Here is an 18,915-nt window from a genome sequence, read left to right as displayed (position 1 = left end):
AAGGGAGTGATAAAAGGGAAGAGAAAAGAGGAAAAAACATAAAAAAACATCGAAGAAGTTAGCGAAGGCTACGAATGCCTAAAGGGTGTGGATAAAAACATGAAAAGGGCGTAGCGATGTGGAAAATAAATATTTAAGTATAAAAGTATCGAGAGGATTATTTACAACCTGCCAGCGCCTTTCGGCGCTGATAAATGTCAGGAATAGTTGAATATACGTAAAAATAGTGATAAAATAAACGCAAGCATAAATTTCTAACGAATCTTGGCCACATGTGCCGTCTGATTTCCATTCTCAATTCAGAAACTCTATGCTTACTATCCAACAAAGAAAGCAGGAGCGGCTGATTGGGAAGGCTGCTCCGCGCACAAACAGAAAGGAACAGCTTATGGCAGAAAAACTGCACGTAGTAAGGAATCAGAAGGATACGGTTTTCCGGATGCTATTTCGGGAAAAGAAGGAACTATTGGAGTTGTATAATGCACTCAATGATTCCGCGTATAACAGCCCGGAGGACCTGACAATCTGTACCCTGGAAAATGCAATTTATATGAATTTTAAGAATGACATCTCATTCCTGCTGGATTCCGAGATGAATCTGTACGAGCACCAGGGTTCGTATAATCCCAATATGCCACTGAGAGATCTGGTATACATTGCCAAGCAGCTGGAAAAATATACGCGGGATGAGACCATATATTCTTCCACGCTGGTGAAAATTCCGGTGCCACGGTTCGTGGTATTTTACAACGGCACAGACGGGCAGCCGGAAAGGCAGATCCTGCGGCTGTCGGATGCTTTTGAAAAAGAGACGGCAGAACCGGAGCTGGAACTGAAGGTGCTCATGCTGAATATCAATTTCGGACACAATAAAGAGCTGATGGATAAATGCCGGACATTGAGGGAATACAGCCAGTATGTGGACCGGGTCAGAAAATATGCAAAGAGAATGCGGATTGAGGAAGCGGTTGAGCGGGCGGTAACGGAATGTACCAGAGAAGGCATTCTGGCAGATTTCCTGTCGTCACAGAGAGCGGAGGTGATAGCAGTGTCAATCTTTGAGTATAATGAAGAAGAGGAAATGAGAAAAATCCGCGCAAGCGAGTATAAGAACGGTAAAGAAGATGGAATTGCTCAGGGGATAAAGCAGGGAATAGAACAAGGAATAGAACAGGGAATAGAACAAGGAATGGTAGAAACCTGTAAGGAATTGGGGGTCAGTTTTGAGCAGACTGTAGCAAGACTGAAACTCCGTCTTGGCATCAGCGAACAGGAGGCACAGGAAAAGGTACGGCATTATTGGTGAAGAACCTGAATAGCTGAGGATATTATAGGAAACAAGATAAAAGTCATCATGGGACCTGTTGTCAATATGGCAAACCATGGTGACTTTTTTGTATGAATGGAGAGTATTGGCTTGGACTAATTTTACTGGTTGACTCCTTCTGCTTACGATAGTATACTTAATTAATATACGAATATATGTTCGAATGGTAAGAAGGGGGAAATAAATGCCATATATGAACTTTAAAGATCTTAATATGTTCTACGAAGACATGGGCTGCGGCGAACCGATACTGTTTTTACACAGCCATTTCAGCCGCAGCCTGCTGGCCTTCGGTGCACAGATACAGCCATTTCAGGGGGAATACCGCTGCCTGTTTCCGGATTTCCGCGGACATGGACGCACGAAATGCGAAAGCCTTGAATGGGATTCTCGCAAAATTGCCGATGATATGGCAGACTTTTTAGATGTCCTGGAAATTCCGAGTGCCCATCTGTTTGCCTATAGCTTTGGAACTACCGTGGGAATGTATATGGCATCCAAATATCCTGAAAAAGTCCGAAGCCTTATCGCAATCGGAGCCGGGACAGAGCCGAATCCTGAAGGCTCTGAGGATTTCCTCCCCGAAAGTATTATAAAAAGGAATGACACCAGAATGATACGTGACATGACAGCACGGCATTTTGAGGCTCACAGAGGAAACTGGGAGACCTTCATGGAACAGACTGTCCTTGACTGGCGGCAGCATCCAAATCTTACGGAAGAAGAGTGGAACGCATTATCCTGTCCCTTATTCTTCATAAACGGTGACAGCGATCCTTTTGGTTCCTGCAGACAGCTGAAAGAAAAATGCCCTCATGCCAGAACCTTTGAAGTGCCAAATTGCGGACACCGCCCTCATTTTGTTATGGAGCATGCAAAAGAGGTAAATGAAAGGGCGCTTGATTTTCTGCGGGAACTTGGCTCCGGTGTTTGTACAGACTCAACTGCAGGTTGCTAAAACTGCCCAAAATTGAATTTGCCTTCCATTGCCCATGCATAGAATAACAGCTAAAATAATAAGCATAAGGAGGGAAAATACATGATTGTTAAAAATGCTGCAGGACACAGGATTGCTTTACTGCGTAAAGAACTGGGATATTCACAATCTCAGTTTGCACAGAAGCTGAATTTCATCGAATCCCTGAAATAGTCGCTGACTCTGTTTATGAAGCCGCAAGTCACTTTTCATAATACTGCGCCTGAGCGCGCCATAATTCGGCATATTTGCCTTTTTCATCAGCAACGAGGTCGTCATGGCTGCCCCTCTGGATAATCAGACCGTGATCAAAAACGATGATTTCATCGCAGAACCGGCAGGAGGAAAGGCGGTGGCTGATGTAAATAGCGGTTTTTTGCCCTACAATCTCATTGAATTTGCTGTAAACCTCTGCCTCGGCAACCGGGTCGAGAGCAGAGGTTGGCTCGTCGAGAACGATAAAAGGAGCATCTTTATAAAGTGCCCGGGCGAGAGCAATTTTCTGCGCTTCGCCGCCGGAAATTTCCACGCCGTTTTCACTGAAATCTTTATAAAGGCAGGTATCAGTTCCATTTGGCATCTGGGCAAGTCTTTCTCCGAAGCCTGCTTTTTTCAGGCAATATTCCACCCGGGCTTTGTCATAATCAGCATTTGCTGCAATATTCTGTCCCAGTGAAAATGAAAAAAGCTTAAAATCCTGAAATACCACTGAAAAGATGCCCATGTATTCCTCATAATTGTACTTCTGGATATCAATGCCATTGAGCAGAATTTTCCCTTCTGTCGGGTCATACAGGCGGCAGAGAAGTTTTATGAAGGTGGTCTTTCCTGAACCGTTCATTCCGACGACTGCAAGCCGTTCTCCAACGCGGAATTTCAGGCTGATATGCCGCAGGGCATAAGCATCGGAACCAGGATATTTGAACGATACGTCACAAAATTCAATTTCATAATCATTATCGTTGCAGTCGCATAATGCACGCTTTTCAATGGGAAGGGTGCCCTGGTATTTCTTATTGGGGATATCAAGAAAAGCATACAGTCCCTGCAGATGAGAACAGTACACAGCGTTGTCCGTATACATAAACATTGCTTCCTGCAGACCCTCACCCAGACGTGTGAGCACGCCCACATACTGAACGATGCTACCCACACCGAAAGCGCCCATGGCCGCTTTGGCTACCACAAACAGATAGCAGACGGCATTGCTGAGACTGGCAAGGAAACCGCCCCAGGCCTCAGGACAGCACATTTGGTGAATCAGATGGTTTTGTTCCCTGTCATGCAGCTGCATTTTCTCAAACGCTCGGTCTGCGGCGTGATTCTGCCCATAAATGCGCACATCTTTAGCATACTCCGGTTTCATGCATAAATCACAGCCAAAGAAGTCAAAGGCTCTGTAGAACGAGACGTTTTCCTTACTCCATTTTTCAAACGCCTTATTTTCCTTAACAGCGGCCCGGGAGCTGCACCATCCGCCGAATAGGATACATAGCAGAATGGCAAAAATACAAAACGGGGAATCCAATAAGCCATATCCGGTTTTCCCGGTAAACAAAGTCACTGACATGCAAATTGAAACAATAATATTAACGGCTGTACGGATCAGCCCTTCCGTTCCCCATACCAGCTGCCCAAGACCGTTGCCAAACATAAACAGATTTTCTTCCGCCTTTTTGCGCTGCTGCAGAATTTCTGCATTTTCCAAATCCACATAGTCCATAGACAGTTGTTTGTCAGTGAATACTTTCTGGAAAAAATCCCACATTTGCGCCTGCTTCTCACTGGTAATGCGATCTAACACACTGCGCAGCATTGATATTACAAGATTGCAAAGCAGCACAATACAGACGTAAAAGAACAGCAGATTTACCCGCCGTTGTCCGGTAAGTTCATTAATAATCTGCGCTGAGAACCAGAGGGAGACGAAAGGCTGAAGAGCGGTTATCAGCGCAGACGCTGCTTTGCCGGAGGCAAGGCCCGGACAATACTTCTTTAGAATATCATATCCGCGTACGGTGACAGAAACCCGTTCTCTGAGGGTTGATTTATTCATTCCTCCGCCTCCTTTCCTGCGGGATGTTCTCTGTAATATTTTGCCTGCGTTTCAAACAGTTCGTAATACTTTCCTTTTTGGGAAAGCAGCTGTTCGTGGGTCCCTTCTTCAGCAATACGCCCGCCATCCATTAAAAGAATCCGGCTGCAGAAGCGGGTGGAGGCTAAACGATGTGAAATAAAGACGGTGGAGTGGTTTTCCATCACTTTATGGTAAGTTTCATACAGCCTGCTTTCAGAAATCGGGTCAAGGGCAGCCGTGGGTTCGTCCAGCACCATTACAGGCGCATTTTTGTAAAGGGCCCTTGCGAGCAATAATTTTTGCAGCTCACCTCCGGAAAATTCAATACCGTCATCCTGGATGGCCCTGCTGTATGTGCTTTTGATTCCATTGGGGAGTTCCTGGATTTTATCCCACAATCCTGCTTGGATCAGGCAATTTCCTGCAGCTTCCGGATCGACTTGCCTGGGTGCGCTCTCGCCTGCAATTTCTTCGATTGTTGCGGGCAGAATTGAAAATTGCTGGAACACTGCAGAAAAAAGCCTGTAATAAGCAGTTCGGTTGTATGCCCGCACATCTGTACCGTCATATAATATCGTACCTGCAGTCGGATCGATCAGGCCGCAGATCAATTTTACAAGCGTGGTTTTGCCTGCCCCATTTAAACCTACTACAGCCAGGTGTTCGGCAGGATTGATTTTAAGGTTAATATCCAGTAAAGTATCGGCTTTGGCGCCAGGATAGCGATAGCAGACATTTTTTAACTCAATGACTTTGGGAAAAGCCAATAATGCGTCGGTTTCAACTCCGCCTTCCCGTTGGAACTGTTCGGGAAAGGAGAGGAAGCTGCGAAAATGGCTGACGGCCATGCTGAGGCGGGAGATATTGGACGCCTGGCCGAGAATGCCGGAAAGCCAGACTGAGAAACCAGTGATCGCACTAAAATAAAGCACAAAATCAGCAACGCTGATCTGACCGCCAAAAACCAGCGCCAACAAATAGGCATATGCCGCGCCTTCCCGGAGTAAGGCTAAGCCGTTGTCAGCAGCGGATACGCCGAACACCTTTTTCGTGTAACGGTGAAAATATCCGGATAACCCTTTTAAATTCTGTTGATAAACCTGATTCATCCATTTGCTCATGTCGTATATCCGGATATCCTTAGCTGAAGCATAATCGCCGGAAATACGGGTAATATACTGGGTTTTCTGCCGATACCCCACTTTTTCCCTGCTGTGGGCCTCCGCTCATTTGAGAATCTGTTTATCCAAAAAGAAACTTACAAGCGTGGTGGCTGCCAGAAAAAGGACAATAAGCAGGTTGAGCCTTGCCAGAATGCCCAGATATACCGTAAATCCAAGGAGATTAGAGAGCATGGAAACGCCTGCATCATATACTTCGGTCATCTCAGAAAAATTCCCATGGCAGTATTCATGGCTCTCGCTCTGCAGCTTGCGGAATTCATCATTTTCCTGATTGCAGTAGTCGGTGGTCAGCCCTTTATCCGCCGCCTTTCGCAGATAATAGGTATTCATTTTGTATTTGTGCCAATAGACACATTTCTTCCCAAAGCCCTGCAGACCGGTGATTGCCGCAATACTGATAGTAAAATAAAGTGTTATCATCGCAGTCTCCAGGATACCTTTTCCTTCTGTCACCGCATCAATTACCGCCTTGGGCAGAAAAGTGGAAAGCACCGGCAGAGCCACCCTGGTCAGCATGAGAAGCAGACACCAGAATAAAAGCGGCGGATAACAGATATATGTATTTTTTATGCAGTACAGGATATTCTGGAAAGCAGAGTAGTGTTTGTAAATTGCCTGCGCCTGTTTTCCAGAGGACGGTTCATGTTCCATTTTTTCTTTCCTCCTGCCTGTAAGCTTATCATCTGTAAGCTTATCAGAAAAGGCCTGGAATACGTCATTTCTGCACGAATGGCATGATTTACAGCACGAATGGTGATAGCACCATGCCAGGTTTGTTATGCCGCCGACAGAATTGGTACGGAACAAACGGGAAGCAGCGGAATATACCGCTGCTCCCTGTTTCCCGTTATTACATCGACTGTTTGGCTGTTGTGCAGCTGGCAATCACTCACTGTCATTCAGACTCTGATACAGTGGATTCCTTAAAGCAGCAATACTCAAAATAAATCCAATTATCCCGACAATAAAGAACATAACCGCGATACCGGACCCTTTCCCCGCCCCGAAAAATAACGCCAAGGCATGCTGAATGGCTGATGGCCTGTTCATAAATGGTTCAAAAACATGATCAACCCAAATACCGCCGAGGAACAGTCCTAAAGGGATTGTGATGTTCTGAAGGGTATCCCTGGCGGAAAAAACACGGCCCTGCATTTCGAGCGGCACATGAACACGCATAACCGTATTAAGGTTAGCCCCCAGAACCGCAACCGGCACATAGGAAACTAAAGCGGGAAATGTAAAAATGCAGCGGATAAATATTTTATATAAAGTATACCATGGATAAATGTATCTGTCGATTGTTGTTATCTGAATAGTGATTATCAAAATGGTATTTATCAAAACAGCGCATGGCTGGTTGATAAAAGGTTTCACACCAACCTTACAAAAATGCAACCTTCACTCAGAAAATGTAAGCCCATTCGATGGATTGTTTCCTCTGCCTGTCTTATAATAAGCACGAAACATACAAAAAGCGCACTGGTGTAAGGCAGAATGGAGGAATGAAAAAATGTCACTGCTGGAAGTAAAGCATTTGAAAAAAGTATATACCACAAGGTTTGGCGGCGCAAAGGTGGAGGCGCTGGCAGATGTGGAGTTTTCCGTAGAGGAAGGGGAATATGTGGCAATCATGGGCGAATCCGGTTCAGGAAAAACCACGCTGCTCAATATCCTTGCCGCGCTGGATAAGCCTACCGGAGGCAAGGTTCTGTTAAACGGCCGGGATATGGCGGCGGTGCCGGACAGCCGGATGGCTGCCTACCGCAGGGATAACCTGGGCTTTGTGTTCCAGGATTTCAACCTGCTGGATACCTTTTCTCTGCGGGACAATATTTTCCTGCCCTTGGTTCTTGCCAGAAAGGAATACGGAGAAATGGAAGAGAGACTGAAACCGCTGGCGGACAGGCTGGAGATTAAAGAGCTGCTGGATAAGTTCCCCTATGAGGTTTCAGGAGGGCAGAAGCAGCGGGCGGCAGTTGCCAGAGCGCTCATTACGCAGCCGCAGATTCTGCTTGCGGACGAACCTACGGGCGCCCTGGATTCCAGGGCTGCGGACAGTCTGCTCCGTATTTTTGAAGACGTGAATAAAAGCGGCCAGACCGTTTTTATGGTGACGCACAGTACACGGGCGGCCAGCCATGCAGGAAGGGTCCTTTTCATCAAAGACGGCGTTATTTTCCATCAGCTGTACCGTGGGAACTGCAGCAATGAGGAGATGTACCAGAAGATATCGGATACCCTGACGGTTCTTGCCACAGGCAGAGGGGAGGACTGACAGATGAATATACCACAGTTTTCTTCCCTGCATAATCTCCTTTTTTATCCCCGTCTGGCAGGAACCAATATGAAAAAGAACAAAAGCATTTATTTTCCCTATCTGTGTGCAGGCAGCCTGATGGCGGGGCTTCTTTATGTCCTGAACTCCGTTGGCATCATGGTGGCGGATAGCGGCATGGAGGGCGGAGATATCATGTATATGCTGGTCAGGATCAGCTTTATGATATGCATTCTTTTCGTGTTTATCATCCTGTTTTATATTAACAGCTTTATCATAAAGCGCCGCAAACGTGAATTCGGCCTGTTCTGTATTTTAGGCATGGAGAAAAAACATCTTGCTTTCGTCCTTTTCTGGGAGGTCCTTTTCAGCATGCTTCTGAGCGTATCCGTGGGAATTGCAGGAGGCATGCTTTTCAGTCAGGCAATGTTCCTTCTTCTTCTGAAATTCGTGGGGCTGCCCGGAAAGCTAATCTTCCGGATCCCGCTGAATGCGGTGGCTGAAACCTTCCTGATTTATCTGGTCTGTTTCTTTTTTGTCCTGCTTTATGACATTGTAAGCGTGACAAGAACCAATCCCATAGACCTGCTTAGAAGCAGCCGGGAAGGAGAGAAGGAGCCTAAAACCAGATGGGCTGTCGCACTTGCAGGAGCGGCAGCCCTGGGGATTGGCTATGCGAAGGCCCTTGCCACCCAGACGGCCTCAGATGCGCTGTTTGCCTTTTTTCCTGCGGTGCTCCTCGTCATTATCGGAACCTACTGCCTGTTTCAGGCAGGGAGTATCGCCCTGTTGAAAACGCTTCGAAAAAACAGACGTTTTTATTACAAACCGGAGAATTTTGTTTCTGTTTCCGGGATGATTTACCGGATGAAACAGAACGCCGCGGGACTGGCAAGTATCTGTGTTCTGTCAACAGCCGTACTGGTAACGCTGTCCAGCTGTTTAAGCCTCTATGCCGGAGAGGAGGATATGCTGAAAAACCAGTTTCCCCGGGATGTCAATATGTATGCGGACGTGCCGGACTATTCCCCGCAGGATACTGCCTCGGCCGTACAACTGGCCGTTTCCATCAGGGAAAAGGTAAAGGAACTGGCAGCCTCTGCCGGCTGTACACTGGAAAACCAGATGGATTTTTACCAGATATCCTTTGGCGCTTCCTATGCGGACGGACAGTTTACCACCGCCTTTAATAATGAGGGAAAAACGAACATGGTCTATGCCATGACGCTGGAGGATTACAACCGTTTATTTGGCAAAAGCCTTTCTCTCGGGGAAAGAGAGGTATTCTATTATACAACAGGACCGGAAATGAACGGATTTGCGGATATCTGCGGAGAAAAATACAGTCTGGCCGGGCGGCTTTGGGAGTTTGACGTTACAATGTTTATGGGCTTTGCCACGCCTGTGAATCTCAGTATATTTGTTGTCCCAGGCCTGGAAGATCTGAGCAGGCTGGCGGCGGCGAGCAATGCGCAGGCACAGAACGGCAGATTTCCCACCTCTGTGGAATTTAACTGCTTTTTTGATCTGGAAGGGAGCAAGGAAGCCGTCCGACAGCTGGAAAGCAGCATACACGGCGCTGTGCCCGGCGTTTACAGGACTTATGTGCGCAGTGAGCAGAGGGCGGATTTTTATGAGCTGTACGGCAGCATCCTTTTTGTCGGCGTATTTTTCATCGTATTGTTCCTCATTGCCACTGTTCTGATTATCTATTATAAGCAGATTACGGAAGGCTTCGATGACAGGGAACGGTTCCAAATCATGGAAAAGGTGGGGATGAGCGCCGCTGAAGTAAAGAAAACCATCACCCGCCAGGTGCTTCTTGTTTTCTTCCTGCCTCTGGGAATGGCTGTCATACACATTGCGGTGGCATTCCCGCAGCTTTGCAAGATGCTTACGGTATTCAGTATGACCAATATAAAAATGTTCGCTTTATTTACCGTGCTTTCCGTTCTTGTTTTTGCGCTGGCCTATCTGCTTGTTTACCGGCTGACAGCGCGCACATACTTTAAAATTGTCCAGGGTTAGGCGGCAGGTGGCTGTCTCTTAAATCCTTCTTTATAACCGAAGGGGCACAGACGTGTCCCTTCGGTTTTTAGTTATGTTTCTTTCCGGACTGCCCCACAGGAGGCATGTCCTGCGGTCAATTCTTATTTCACAGCAATCTTTATGGCAATTTTCCAAAAGGCTGGCAAGCATCCGTATGCCTGAAATGAGTTGTCATGCATACACATTTATGCTAGCATATCTAACAAGAGTGCCGGTATACCGGATGGAAGGAAAGGAGAGTTATGAAGAAGATGAGAGCAAGACTGCTTTCTGTATGTGTGTTTTTGGCTTTTTCGGCGCTGTTGGGAGCATGCGGTTTGATTTGATCTTCACAATTACCGAAGCAGATTATGAAAAATATGCCGCAATCGCACCAACGGTATATATTCAGGATGGCAGCCGCAGTGATGAGGAGCTGTTTTGCTACATCGCAGGTTTTGTGGGAAAAGAGAAGGAAGCGGAACATATATTGCTGATTTCAGGAAAAGAGCGGAGGCGGCCGGAGAAGAAATCCGGGAAATTGTGGGAAATCGTACCGTCTCTATTGTGGAGGTATGGCCGCAGCAGATCTATACCATGGGCAGTCATTTTGCAAGAGGAGGTTCCGTTCTGTATGATATATGGAAACTGAAGGCGCCTTCGGCAGTACAGGCGGAAATAGTAGATGCCGATACCCCTTATAAGGTGGTATCTCTGGAAGCGCTGCCGGAGTATACGGGAGATTTTATCCTGTACGGCGTCCTGGCGGATACGGACAGCTCCTTTGTGGAGGAATCCCGGCTCTGGAACAGTCTTGACGCTGTTAAGGCAGGTCGTGTGCTTGCTTATGAACAGGTCGCGTTTATGCACAGGGATCCGATTACCCTGAATGCCCAGCTGGATATTTTTGTTGACTTTTTCCGCAGCGTTGGTGAAAAGGAATGAGTGCGAGCGGACAAAAAAGGATGACCTTGTTTCTGCTTGCGGTCGGTGCTGCGGTCTTTCTGGCCGCAGCTCTTTCCGTGCTTTATGGAAGCATGGAGATCACTTTGGGCAGGTGGTAAACGCCGTCATCCGGCCGGATGCTGCGGATCAGCAGCATATCGTAGTCCGGGAACTGCGTATTCCCCGTACGCTGGGCTGTATCCTAGCCGGCGCCGCCTTTTCCGCAGCGGGTTCTCTCATGCAGGGAGTAACCCGGAATCCTCTTGCGGATTCAGGACTGCTGGCATCAATGCGGGAGCCTCTTTTGCGCTGGCGCTCTGCCTTGCTTTTTTACCCGGACTTGGTTTTACAGGAGTGGTTATCTTTTCCTTTCTGGGCGCGTCGGTTTCCATGCTGGCTGTCTACGAGCTGATGAGCATGAGACATCGTAAGCTGGAGCCTGTAAGGCTGGTACTGGCAGGCAGCGCTGTCAGTATTTTCCTGTCCTCACTCAGTCAGGCGGTCTCCATTTTCTTTCAAATCGGTCATGATCTTACCTTTTGGACCGCCGGCGGTGCGGCAGGCATCCGCTCCCGGCAGCTTCTGCTGGCAGGCCCGGTCATTGTTTCCGGCCTGGTGGCGGCAGTCCTGCTGTCGGGGCGTGTTTCCATGCTCAGCCCTGGAGGATGCCGCGAAAGGCCTGGGGCTGGAAGTGGAGCGTTCCCGTTTCCTTTGTCTTCTTACTGTTCTGCTGCTTGCGGGCGGCGCCGTGGCCCTTACCGGGCCTGTTGCCTTCGTAGGTCTGGTTCCCCATGTGGTCCGCTTTTTTACAGGAGCGGATTATCGGGCGGTCATTCCCTGTTCCATGGCGGCGGGCGCTTTCTTTATGCTCACTGCAGATATTATTTCCCGTACCATCAATGCGCCTGCGGAAACGCCTATTGGTCTGATTTTTTCGCTTATCGGGGTGCCGTTTTTCATCTGGATTGCAAGAAAGGAGGACAAAGGCTTTGACTGACTCCCGGAAAAAAATGCGTGCCTGCATCGTGCTTGCCATATTGGCGGCGCTTCTTATCCTGGGAATCTGGGTGGATATCAATGCAGGCTACAGACATATCAGCCCGGAGGAGATCTGGAATATCCTATGGGGAAAAGGAGAGAAGGGGGTGCGTTTTACGCTGCTGCAGCTTCGGCTTCCGCGTGTCCTTGCCAGCCTTCTGGCAGGGGCCGGCCTGTCTGCTTCGGGCTGTGTAATTCAGGGTGTTTCCCGGAATGAGATGGCAGAACCTGGCATTCTGGGAATCAATGACTTCATGAAGGCACCCCGGAGGAGGTTATGACCCCGCAGGTATTGGAGGAGGTTTTTTCTCTGAAGGCCTGTATCGGCCGGGAACCCTGGACCGGAAAGCCACTTTGTATCACCTATGAGCTGCAGGAAGAGGAAGTGTCGTAAGGCGAAGAGCAAAAGTATAAAAGTCTTTCCGCCAACTAAAAAAACACTGCGTCCCAAAACGGAGCTGAACTCCGGATGGGATTGCAGTGTTTTTGTTATATTGCTATGCTTCCTGTTCCTTCTGAAGATTTTTCTGTGCAGTGGACAGCATCAGTTTGATTCGGTTCAGCTGATTGACCTCGCTGGCGCCGGGATCATAGTCGATAGCCACCACATTGGATTTTGGATACCGTTTGCGCAGCTCTTTGATAACGCCTTTACCGACCACGTGGTTGGGCAGACAGCCGAAAGGCTGCGTACATACTATGTTATTGGTGCCGGACTTAATCAGCTCCACCATCTCTCCGGTCAGAAACCATCCTTCGCCGGTCTGGTTGCCGATGGAAACAATGGGCTCCGCATAGGAAGCAATATCAGAGATTTTTGCAGGCGCGTGGAAATGCTCCGATTTCTCAAAAGCTTTTGCTGCGGAGGAACGCACCCATTCCATGCCCTTGATTCCAAGCTTTGCCATGAATGCGGATTTTTTGCTGGTTCCCAGATGCTCCGCCTTATAAAGCTGATTGTAGAAGCAGTAGAACATGAAATCCAGCAGATCCGGGACCACAGCCTCCGCGCCCTCTGATTCCAGAAGCTCTACCAGATGGTTATTGGCTGCCGGCGCAAATTTTACGAGAATCTCGCCGACAATGCCTACCTTCGGCTTTTTCTCATCGGTGATGGGAATCGCATCGAAATCCTCCACGATTTCACGGCACATCCTGAAAAAGGTATGGAATCCGGGATGCTTTGCAGTCACAAAGGCTTTGCATTTATCCACCCATTTCCGATGACAGGCATTAACGCTTCCCGCTTCCTTTTCATAAGGACGCATCCGGTATACGCAGCGCATGAAAATATCTCCGAAAACTGCGGCATAGACGGCGCGAAGCAGAATATCCAGATTCAGCTTGAAGCCGGGGTTGCTTTCCAGTCCCGCCATGTTGACGGAAATCACCGGCACCTGCTCCATGCCCGCCCTGGCAAGCGCCCGGCGGATAAAGCCCACATAGTTGGTGGCACGGCAGCCGCCTCCGGTCTGGGACATTACCACAGCCACCTTATTCAGGTCATATTTCCCGGAAAGCAGCGCGTCCATAATCTGTCCCACCACCAGGAGGGATGGATAGCAGGCGTCATTATTTACATATTTCAGGCCGGTGTCAATGGCATGCCGGTTATCGTTGGGAAGCACCTCCACATGATATCCGCAGGCATTAAACGCCGCTTCCAGCAGCTCAAAATGAATCGGGGACATCTGCGGGCAAAGGATGGTATAATCCTTACGCATTTCCTCCGTGAAAATTTCCCTGTGCAGGGCGGTGGAGGCGATGGTCCTTTTCTCTTTCTTCTTTTCTTTGGCCTTGATGGCGGACAGCAGGGAACGGACACGGATCCTGGCTGCCCCCAGATTGTTTACCTCATCGATTTTCAGGCAGGTATAAATCTTGCCAGAGCCGGAAAGGATATCGTTTACCTGATCCGTGGTAACGGCATCCAGGCCGCAGCCGAAGGAATTGAGCTGAATCAGGTTCAGATCATCCCTGGTGCGCACAAAGGCGGCGGCAGCATAAAGCCTGGAATGATACATCCACTGGTCGGAGACGATCAGCGGCCGTTCCGGATGCCCGAGGTGGGAAACGGAATCCTCCGTCAGTACGGCCAGGCCGTAGGAGGTGATCAGTTCAGGAATGCCGTGATTGATTTCCGGATCCAGATGGTAGGGGCGTCCTGCCAGCACAATTCCCTGTGTTCCGGTTTCCTCCAGATAGGAGAGCACCTCTTCCCCTTTTTTCTTGATATCCTCTCTGGAGGCTTCCATCTCCGCCCAGCCCCTGGCCGCGGCGCGGCGTATTTCTTCGGCAGGCAGTTCGCTGAATTCTTTCTCCAGAGCCTGTGTGGCAACCTCCAGATTGCTGAAGGCCATAAAAGGATTACGCAGAACCGCTTCCCCGCGTCCGATTTCATCCACATTATTCTTGATATTTTCAGAATAAGAGGTGACGATAGGGCAGTTGTAATGATTGCTTGCATCCGGCGTTTCATTTCTTTCATAGAAAAGAGCGGGATAGAAGATAAAATCCACACCCTGTTTAATCAGCCAGGACACATGCCCATGAGCCAGCTTTGCAGGATAGCATTCGGACTCGCTGGGGATGGATTCGATGCCCAGCTCGTAAATATTATGGGTGGAGCTGGGAGAGAGCACCACCTGATATTTCAGTTCGGTAAAAAACGTATACCAGAACGGATAATTTTCATACATGTTCAGAACCCGGGGAATACCCACGCGTCCCCGCTGCGCCTTGTCTGCGGAAAGCGGTTCATAGGAGAACAGCCTTTTCAGCTTATACTCAAACAGATTCGGCACCTGGCTGGGATTCTTCGGTTTTCCCAGGCCGCGCTCACAGCGGTTGCCGGATATGTACTGACGTCCGCCGGAAAAACGGTTGATGGTAAGGCGACAGTGGTTGGTACAGCCCTTACATTTTGCCATGCTGGTTTCAAATTCCAGGGAATTAATCTGATCGATTGTCAGCATGGTGGTCTGGTAGCCCGCGCTGTAATTGTCCCTGGCGATGAGAGCAGCGCCGAACGCGCCCATAATTCCTGCAATATCGGGGCGGATGGCCTCGCAGCCCGCAATTTTTTCAAAACTGCGAAGAACGGCGTCATTATAAAAGGTTCCGCCCTGGACCACGATCTGTTTCCCAAGCTCAGAGGCGTCGGATACCTTGATTACCTTAAACAGGGCGTTTTTGATAACGGAATAGGCAAGGCCTGCGGAAATATCGGAAACCTCGGCTCCCTCCTTCTGCGCCTGCTTTACCTTGGAATTCATGAAAACGGTGCAGCGTGTGCCAAGGTCGATGGGATGTTTGGCGAACAGGGCGGCTTTTGCGAAATCCTGCACGCTGTAGTTCAGGGATTTTGCAAAGGTTTCGATGAAGGAGCCGCAGCCAGAGGAGCAGGCCTCGTTCAGCTGCACGCTGTCAACCGTGCCGTTTTTGATTTTAATACATTTCATATCCTGGCCGCCGATGTCGAGAATACAGTCCACCTGCGGGTCAAAAAAGGCGGCGGCGTGATAATGGGACACCGTTTCCACCTCCCCGTCATCCAGCAGGAAAGCGGCCTTCATCAGGGCTTCCCCGTATCCGGTGGAGCAGGAACGGACAATCTTCGCCCCTTTGGGAAGCTGCGCATAAATGTCCTGTATGGCGCCTATGGCGGTTTTCAGCGGACTGCCGTTATTATTGCTGTAGAAGGAATAAAGAAGGGCGCCGTCCTCGCCTACAAGCGCCACCTTGGTGGTGGTGCTGCCCGCATCAATCCCCAGATAGCAGTTGCCTGCATAATCCTCCAGCGAAGCCGTCGTTACGCAATGGCTGTCATGGCGGGTACGGAAGGCTTCGTATTCCTCATCGGAAGAGAAAAGAGGCTCCATACGGGCTACCTCGAATTCCATTTTAATGCCGCCGGACAGCTTCCGGACCATCTCCTCCAGCGTAAAATATACTTCTTCCTTGGCGTTCAGCGCTGATCCAATTGCAGCGAACAGATGGGAATTATCCGTTTTAATGGTATGCTCCTCATCCAGCTTCAGTGTTCGGACAAAGGCGATCTGCAGTTCGGAAAGAAAATGAAGGGGGCCTCCCAGGAAAGCAACATGCCCCCTGATAGGCTTTCCGCAGGCCAGTCCGCTGATGGTCTGATTCACCACCGCCTGGAAAATCGATGCAGAGAGGTCTTCCTTGGTAGCCCCTTCGTTAATAAGAGGCTGGATATCGGACTTGGCAAACACACCGCATCTGGCGGCTATGGTATATAAGGATTTATAGTTTTTGGCGTATTCATTCAGGCCTGCCGCATCCGTCTGAAGCAGGGAAGCCATCTGGTCGATAAAAGAACCGGTGCCGCCGGCGCAGATACCGTTCATACGCTGTTCCACATTCCCGTTTTCAAAATAGATGATCTTGGCATCCTCACCGCCCAGCTCAATCGCCACATCGGTCTGCGGCGCAAGCTCCTGAAGCGCTGTGGAAACGGAAATAACCTCCTGAACGAACGGTACTCCGAGATGATTTGCCAGAGTCAGCCCGCCGGAGCCGGTAATCATAGGATGAAGCGTTATATTTCCCAATCTGGACAGACTGTCTTTCAGTAAGTCCGACAGTGTCTCCTGAATATTGGCAAAATGCCTTTTATAATCGGAAAAAAGTATATGATGGGCTTCATCCAGGATAGCAATTTTGACAGTTGTGGAACCGATATCGATTCCCAAAGTGTAATGAATAGAATTGCTCATATGTTAAAAATGCCCTTTCTTCGTAACTGTCCAGTTACTTCACAGTTACTGCCAAAATCTGCCATAAACCGCCTGCAGCGATGGATTTTGACACTCATGAATTATTTTCTTACAGTCAGAGCAGTAAATGCACTGACCTGCTGAACAGTTGTCTCTCTACTTATTAAAATGTATTTTAAAACAACATTCTACATTATACGACAGCAAAGACGTAAAAGCAACTGCGGAAGTTGTTAAAAAAATTTTGGCGGTTTCGTAAACCGGGCATTTGCCCCTGCCGCAGCCTTTGGCGTCTGCTTTTGCGTGGCCCCGCGGCAGGAGCAGATGCAGGCTTGTGAAATTCTAAAGTTTTTATAACATTTATGAAATTGGAGCTGCATTCGTTTACTTTTTCGGGGTGAGATGATAGAATATATTCGCTTGCAGTACGGTTGGTTTTTGTGGGACAGTTGGTTTTTGGATAAAACCGCACTGTTTAACGGTTTGCCGGAATACTGCGCGGACGCTTGAAAGCAGCTTAAAAAGAATCGCGTAAATCGCAGATAGGAGTTTGATTATGGGAAGCAATTTTTCCAGCAAATTTGAAAGAAAATTCGGGAAGTATGCCATTCCGAACATCTCTTTGTATTTAATTATATGTTATGCGGTAGGTTATCTGATTGCAAGGATAAATCCTCTTTTTTTAAATTATCTGACACTTGATCCTTTTGAAATTTTTTTCCATGGACAAGTGTGGCGGCTCATAACCTGGATTCTTATTCCACCCAGCTTATCTAATTTCTTTTTTACGGCAATAATGCTGGTATTCTATTATTCTATCGGGACGCAGCTTGAGCGGACCTGGGGAACGTACCGTTATAATTTATATTTGTTTTTAGGTATGTTTTTTACAATTATCGGTAGTTTTCTGCTTTTTATATTTTGCCTTATTGCCGGTATAAGAATTAATTTCGGCGCCTTCAGCACCTATTACATCAATATGTCCATTTTCCTTGCATATGCGGCTACTTTTCCCGATATGCAGGTCCTGCTCATGTTCATTATCCCTATCAAGGTAAAATGGCTGGGCATTGTTTACGGAGCCATGCTTGTATTTGAGTGCCTGACAGGCGGCCTGGTGACCTGGGTGGTAATCGGTTCCTCACTGCTTAACTTTGTGGTATTTTTCCTGACAAGCAGGAACCATATCCATATGTCCCCAAAACAGATGAAACGGAGACATGAATTTAAAAAACAAACCCAGTCGGCGGCAGGAATTACCAAGCATAAATGCGCCATCTGCGGCCGGACGGAAAAGGATGATCCCACGCTGGAATTCCGTTTCTGCTCCAAATGCTTCGGTAATTATGAATATTGCCAGTACCATCTGTATACCCACGAACACGTAAGACCTCCCCATGAGGCCGGAAGATAGGACAGGGGAACTGCCTGCAGCTGCATTGCCCGGTGGGGCCGGGTGCTTGCCGCACAGGGTAAGGGCAGCAGTGCAGGCCTGTCCGAAACAAAAAAACAAAGCAGGAGAGACTATTATGAATCAGGAACAGCAGTTTGCAAAAACGCTGGAAGAAATAAAACAGCTCGCAAGACAGCAGGGAAACTGCATCAGTGAAGAACAGGTAAAGGAAGCCTTTGCCCCTTTGGGTTTTGATGACAAGCAGCTGGAGATGGTATACGATTATCTGAAAAACCAGAAAATAGGCATCGGAGAGCCCCTTCCTCTTGAGGATTACCTGTCGGAAGAGGAAATCAATTATCTGGACTCCTACCTGGAAAGCCTCGCGCTCCTGGAGGAGCTTACAGAAGGCGAAAGGGAAGCGGTTACCCTTTCCGCCATGGCAGGAGATATGGATGCCAAGCAGAAACTGATTGAAATCTATCTGCCCCAGGTGGTAGATCTTTCCAAGCTTTATGCCGGACAGGGCGCATTGCTTGAGGATCTCATCGGAGAAGGCAATGTGGCGCTTACCATGGCGGTGGAAATGCTGGAGACCGCATCCAATGCCGCGGAAGCCCAGGGAATGCTGGGAAGCATGATTATGGAAACCATGGAAAACTATATCACCGTAAACGTCCAGGAAAAAGAAACCGGCAATAAAATGGCGGAAAAGGTGAACCAGGTGGCAGACCAGGCCAAAGAGCTTGCGGAAAGCCTGGGGCGCAAGGTTACCATACAGGAGCTGGCCGACGAAACGGGCATGACCCTGTATGAAATCAAAGAAGCCGTCCAGTTTTCCGGAGACAGCATAGAAGACATTGATACCTCTGGAACCCAGCTGTAACATACACTGTACAATACTGAAATGTCCCGCCGGACAGAAGG

The 18,915-nt window shown here is 48.5% G+C and carries 14 protein-coding genes and 1 pseudogene; 10 read left to right on the top strand and 5 right to left on the bottom strand.

All coding sequences use genetic code 11. From position 1 onward, the window contains the following. The first annotated feature begins 388 nt into the window (after window positions 1–388). A complete protein-coding gene (locus FYJ45_RS05010) occupies window positions 389–1,306 on the top strand; it encodes an RpnC/YadD family protein (RefSeq protein ID WP_154463715.1) in 918 nt (305 codons plus the stop codon). Window positions 1,307–1,511: 205 nt separating this feature from the next. Further along, complete coding sequence (locus FYJ45_RS05005) at window positions 1,512–2,285, top strand: alpha/beta fold hydrolase (protein WP_154463714.1); 774 nt, start codon at window positions 1,512–1,514, stop codon at window positions 2,283–2,285. Between the two features lie 220 nt (window positions 2,286–2,505). Here FYJ45_RS05005 and FYJ45_RS05000 read toward each other — a convergent pair whose 3' ends face one another. From FYJ45_RS05000 to FYJ45_RS04990, 4 genes are all read right to left on the bottom strand, one after another. After that, a complete protein-coding gene (locus FYJ45_RS05000; protein ID WP_154463713.1) occupies window positions 2,506–4,359 on the bottom strand; it encodes an ABC transporter ATP-binding protein in 1,854 nt (617 codons plus the stop codon). Next, window positions 4,356–5,582, bottom strand: coding sequence for an ABC transporter ATP-binding protein (locus FYJ45_RS30355; RefSeq protein WP_276925312.1), 1,227 nt, complete (start codon window positions 5,580–5,582; stop codon window positions 4,356–4,358). Before FYJ45_RS30355 ends, FYJ45_RS05000 begins: the two co-directional genes overlap by 4 nt. Before the next feature lie 24 nt (window positions 5,583–5,606). After that, complete coding sequence (locus tag FYJ45_RS30350; protein ID WP_235930579.1) at window positions 5,607–6,215, bottom strand: hypothetical protein; 609 nt, start codon at window positions 6,213–6,215, stop codon at window positions 5,607–5,609. A gap of 234 nt (window positions 6,216–6,449) precedes the next feature. Then, window positions 6,450–6,941 carry a hypothetical protein gene (locus FYJ45_RS04990; protein WP_154463712.1) on the bottom strand — a complete coding sequence of 164 codons (492 nt, stop codon included), beginning with the start codon at window positions 6,939–6,941 and terminating at the stop codon, window positions 6,450–6,452. A gap of 136 nt (window positions 6,942–7,077) precedes the next feature. Here FYJ45_RS04990 and FYJ45_RS04985 point away from each other — a divergent pair, with 136 nt between their 5' ends. From FYJ45_RS04985 to FYJ45_RS04965, 6 genes and pseudogenes are all read left to right on the top strand, one after another. Further along, window positions 7,078–7,842, top strand: coding sequence for an ABC transporter ATP-binding protein (locus FYJ45_RS04985; RefSeq protein ID WP_035322538.1), 765 nt, complete (start codon window positions 7,078–7,080; stop codon window positions 7,840–7,842). 3 nt (window positions 7,843–7,845) lie between these two features. Then, complete coding sequence (locus tag FYJ45_RS04980) at window positions 7,846–9,870, top strand: FtsX-like permease family protein (protein WP_025490036.1); 2,025 nt, start codon at window positions 7,846–7,848, stop codon at window positions 9,868–9,870. A gap of 441 nt (window positions 9,871–10,311) precedes the next feature. Then, on the top strand, window positions 10,312–10,815 hold the full coding sequence (locus FYJ45_RS04975; RefSeq protein ID WP_235930578.1) for an ABC transporter substrate-binding protein: 504 nt from the start codon (window positions 10,312–10,314) through the stop codon (window positions 10,813–10,815). Then, window positions 10,760–11,412, top strand: a pseudogene (locus FYJ45_RS32560) (FecCD family ABC transporter permease); the annotation flags it as partial. The gene FYJ45_RS04975 and the pseudogene FYJ45_RS32560, both read left to right, overlap by 56 nt. A 4-nt stretch (window positions 11,413–11,416) precedes the next feature. Next, a complete protein-coding gene (locus tag FYJ45_RS31350; protein ID WP_268890907.1) occupies window positions 11,417–11,812 on the top strand; it encodes a FecCD family ABC transporter permease in 396 nt (131 codons plus the stop codon). Next, on the top strand, window positions 11,805–12,134 hold the full coding sequence (locus FYJ45_RS04965) for an iron chelate uptake ABC transporter family permease subunit (protein WP_154463711.1): 330 nt from the start codon (window positions 11,805–11,807) through the stop codon (window positions 12,132–12,134). The genes FYJ45_RS31350 and FYJ45_RS04965 overlap by 8 nt, the downstream gene beginning before the upstream one ends. A gap of 216 nt (window positions 12,135–12,350) precedes the next feature. On the opposite strand, the gene FYJ45_RS04955 is transcribed toward FYJ45_RS04965, so the two are convergent. Then, on the bottom strand, window positions 12,351–16,595 hold the full coding sequence (locus FYJ45_RS04955) for a 2-hydroxyacyl-CoA dehydratase (protein WP_154463710.1): 4,245 nt from the start codon (window positions 16,593–16,595) through the stop codon (window positions 12,351–12,353). Window positions 16,596–17,151: 556 nt separating this feature from the next. Here FYJ45_RS04955 and FYJ45_RS04950 point away from each other — a divergent pair. Further along, complete coding sequence (locus FYJ45_RS04950; RefSeq protein ID WP_021637466.1) at window positions 17,152–18,009, top strand: rhomboid family protein; 858 nt, start codon at window positions 17,152–17,154, stop codon at window positions 18,007–18,009. Between the two features lie 115 nt (window positions 18,010–18,124). Then, window positions 18,125–18,874, top strand: coding sequence for a sigma-70 domain-containing protein (locus FYJ45_RS04945; protein ID WP_154463709.1), 750 nt, complete (start codon window positions 18,125–18,127; stop codon window positions 18,872–18,874). Window positions 18,875–18,915 lie beyond the last annotated feature (41 nt).

The sequence above is a fragment of the Eisenbergiella porci genome, from assembly GCF_009696275.1.
Classification (GTDB): domain Bacteria; phylum Bacillota; class Clostridia; order Lachnospirales; family Lachnospiraceae; genus Eisenbergiella; species Eisenbergiella porci.
The sequence above is the reverse complement of the archived record's forward strand: the minus strand, read 5'-3'. Positions and strand labels throughout refer to the sequence as shown.

Coding starts and splice junctions, on each gene's coding strand:
- FYJ45_RS05010 (WP_154463715.1), top strand. CDS start 389: ATGGCAGAAAAACTGCACGTAGTAAGGAATCAGAAGGATACGGTTTTC.
- FYJ45_RS05005 (WP_154463714.1), top strand. CDS start 1,512: ATGCCATATATGAACTTTAAAGATCTTAATATGTTCTACGAAGACATG.
- FYJ45_RS05000 (WP_154463713.1), bottom strand. CDS start 4,359: ATGAATAAATCAACCCTCAGAGAACGGGTTTCTGTCACCGTACGCGGA.
- FYJ45_RS30350 (WP_235930579.1), bottom strand. CDS start 6,215: ATGGAACATGAACCGTCCTCTGGAAAACAGGCGCAGGCAATTTACAAA.
- FYJ45_RS04985 (WP_035322538.1), top strand. CDS start 7,078: ATGTCACTGCTGGAAGTAAAGCATTTGAAAAAAGTATATACCACAAGG.
- FYJ45_RS04980 (WP_025490036.1), top strand. CDS start 7,846: ATGAATATACCACAGTTTTCTTCCCTGCATAATCTCCTTTTTTATCCC.
- FYJ45_RS04955 (WP_154463710.1), bottom strand. CDS start 16,595: ATGAGCAATTCTATTCATTACACTTTGGGAATCGATATCGGTTCCACA.
- FYJ45_RS04950 (WP_021637466.1), top strand. CDS start 17,152: ATGGGAAGCAATTTTTCCAGCAAATTTGAAAGAAAATTCGGGAAGTAT.
- FYJ45_RS04945 (WP_154463709.1), top strand. CDS start 18,125: ATGAATCAGGAACAGCAGTTTGCAAAAACGCTGGAAGAAATAAAACAG.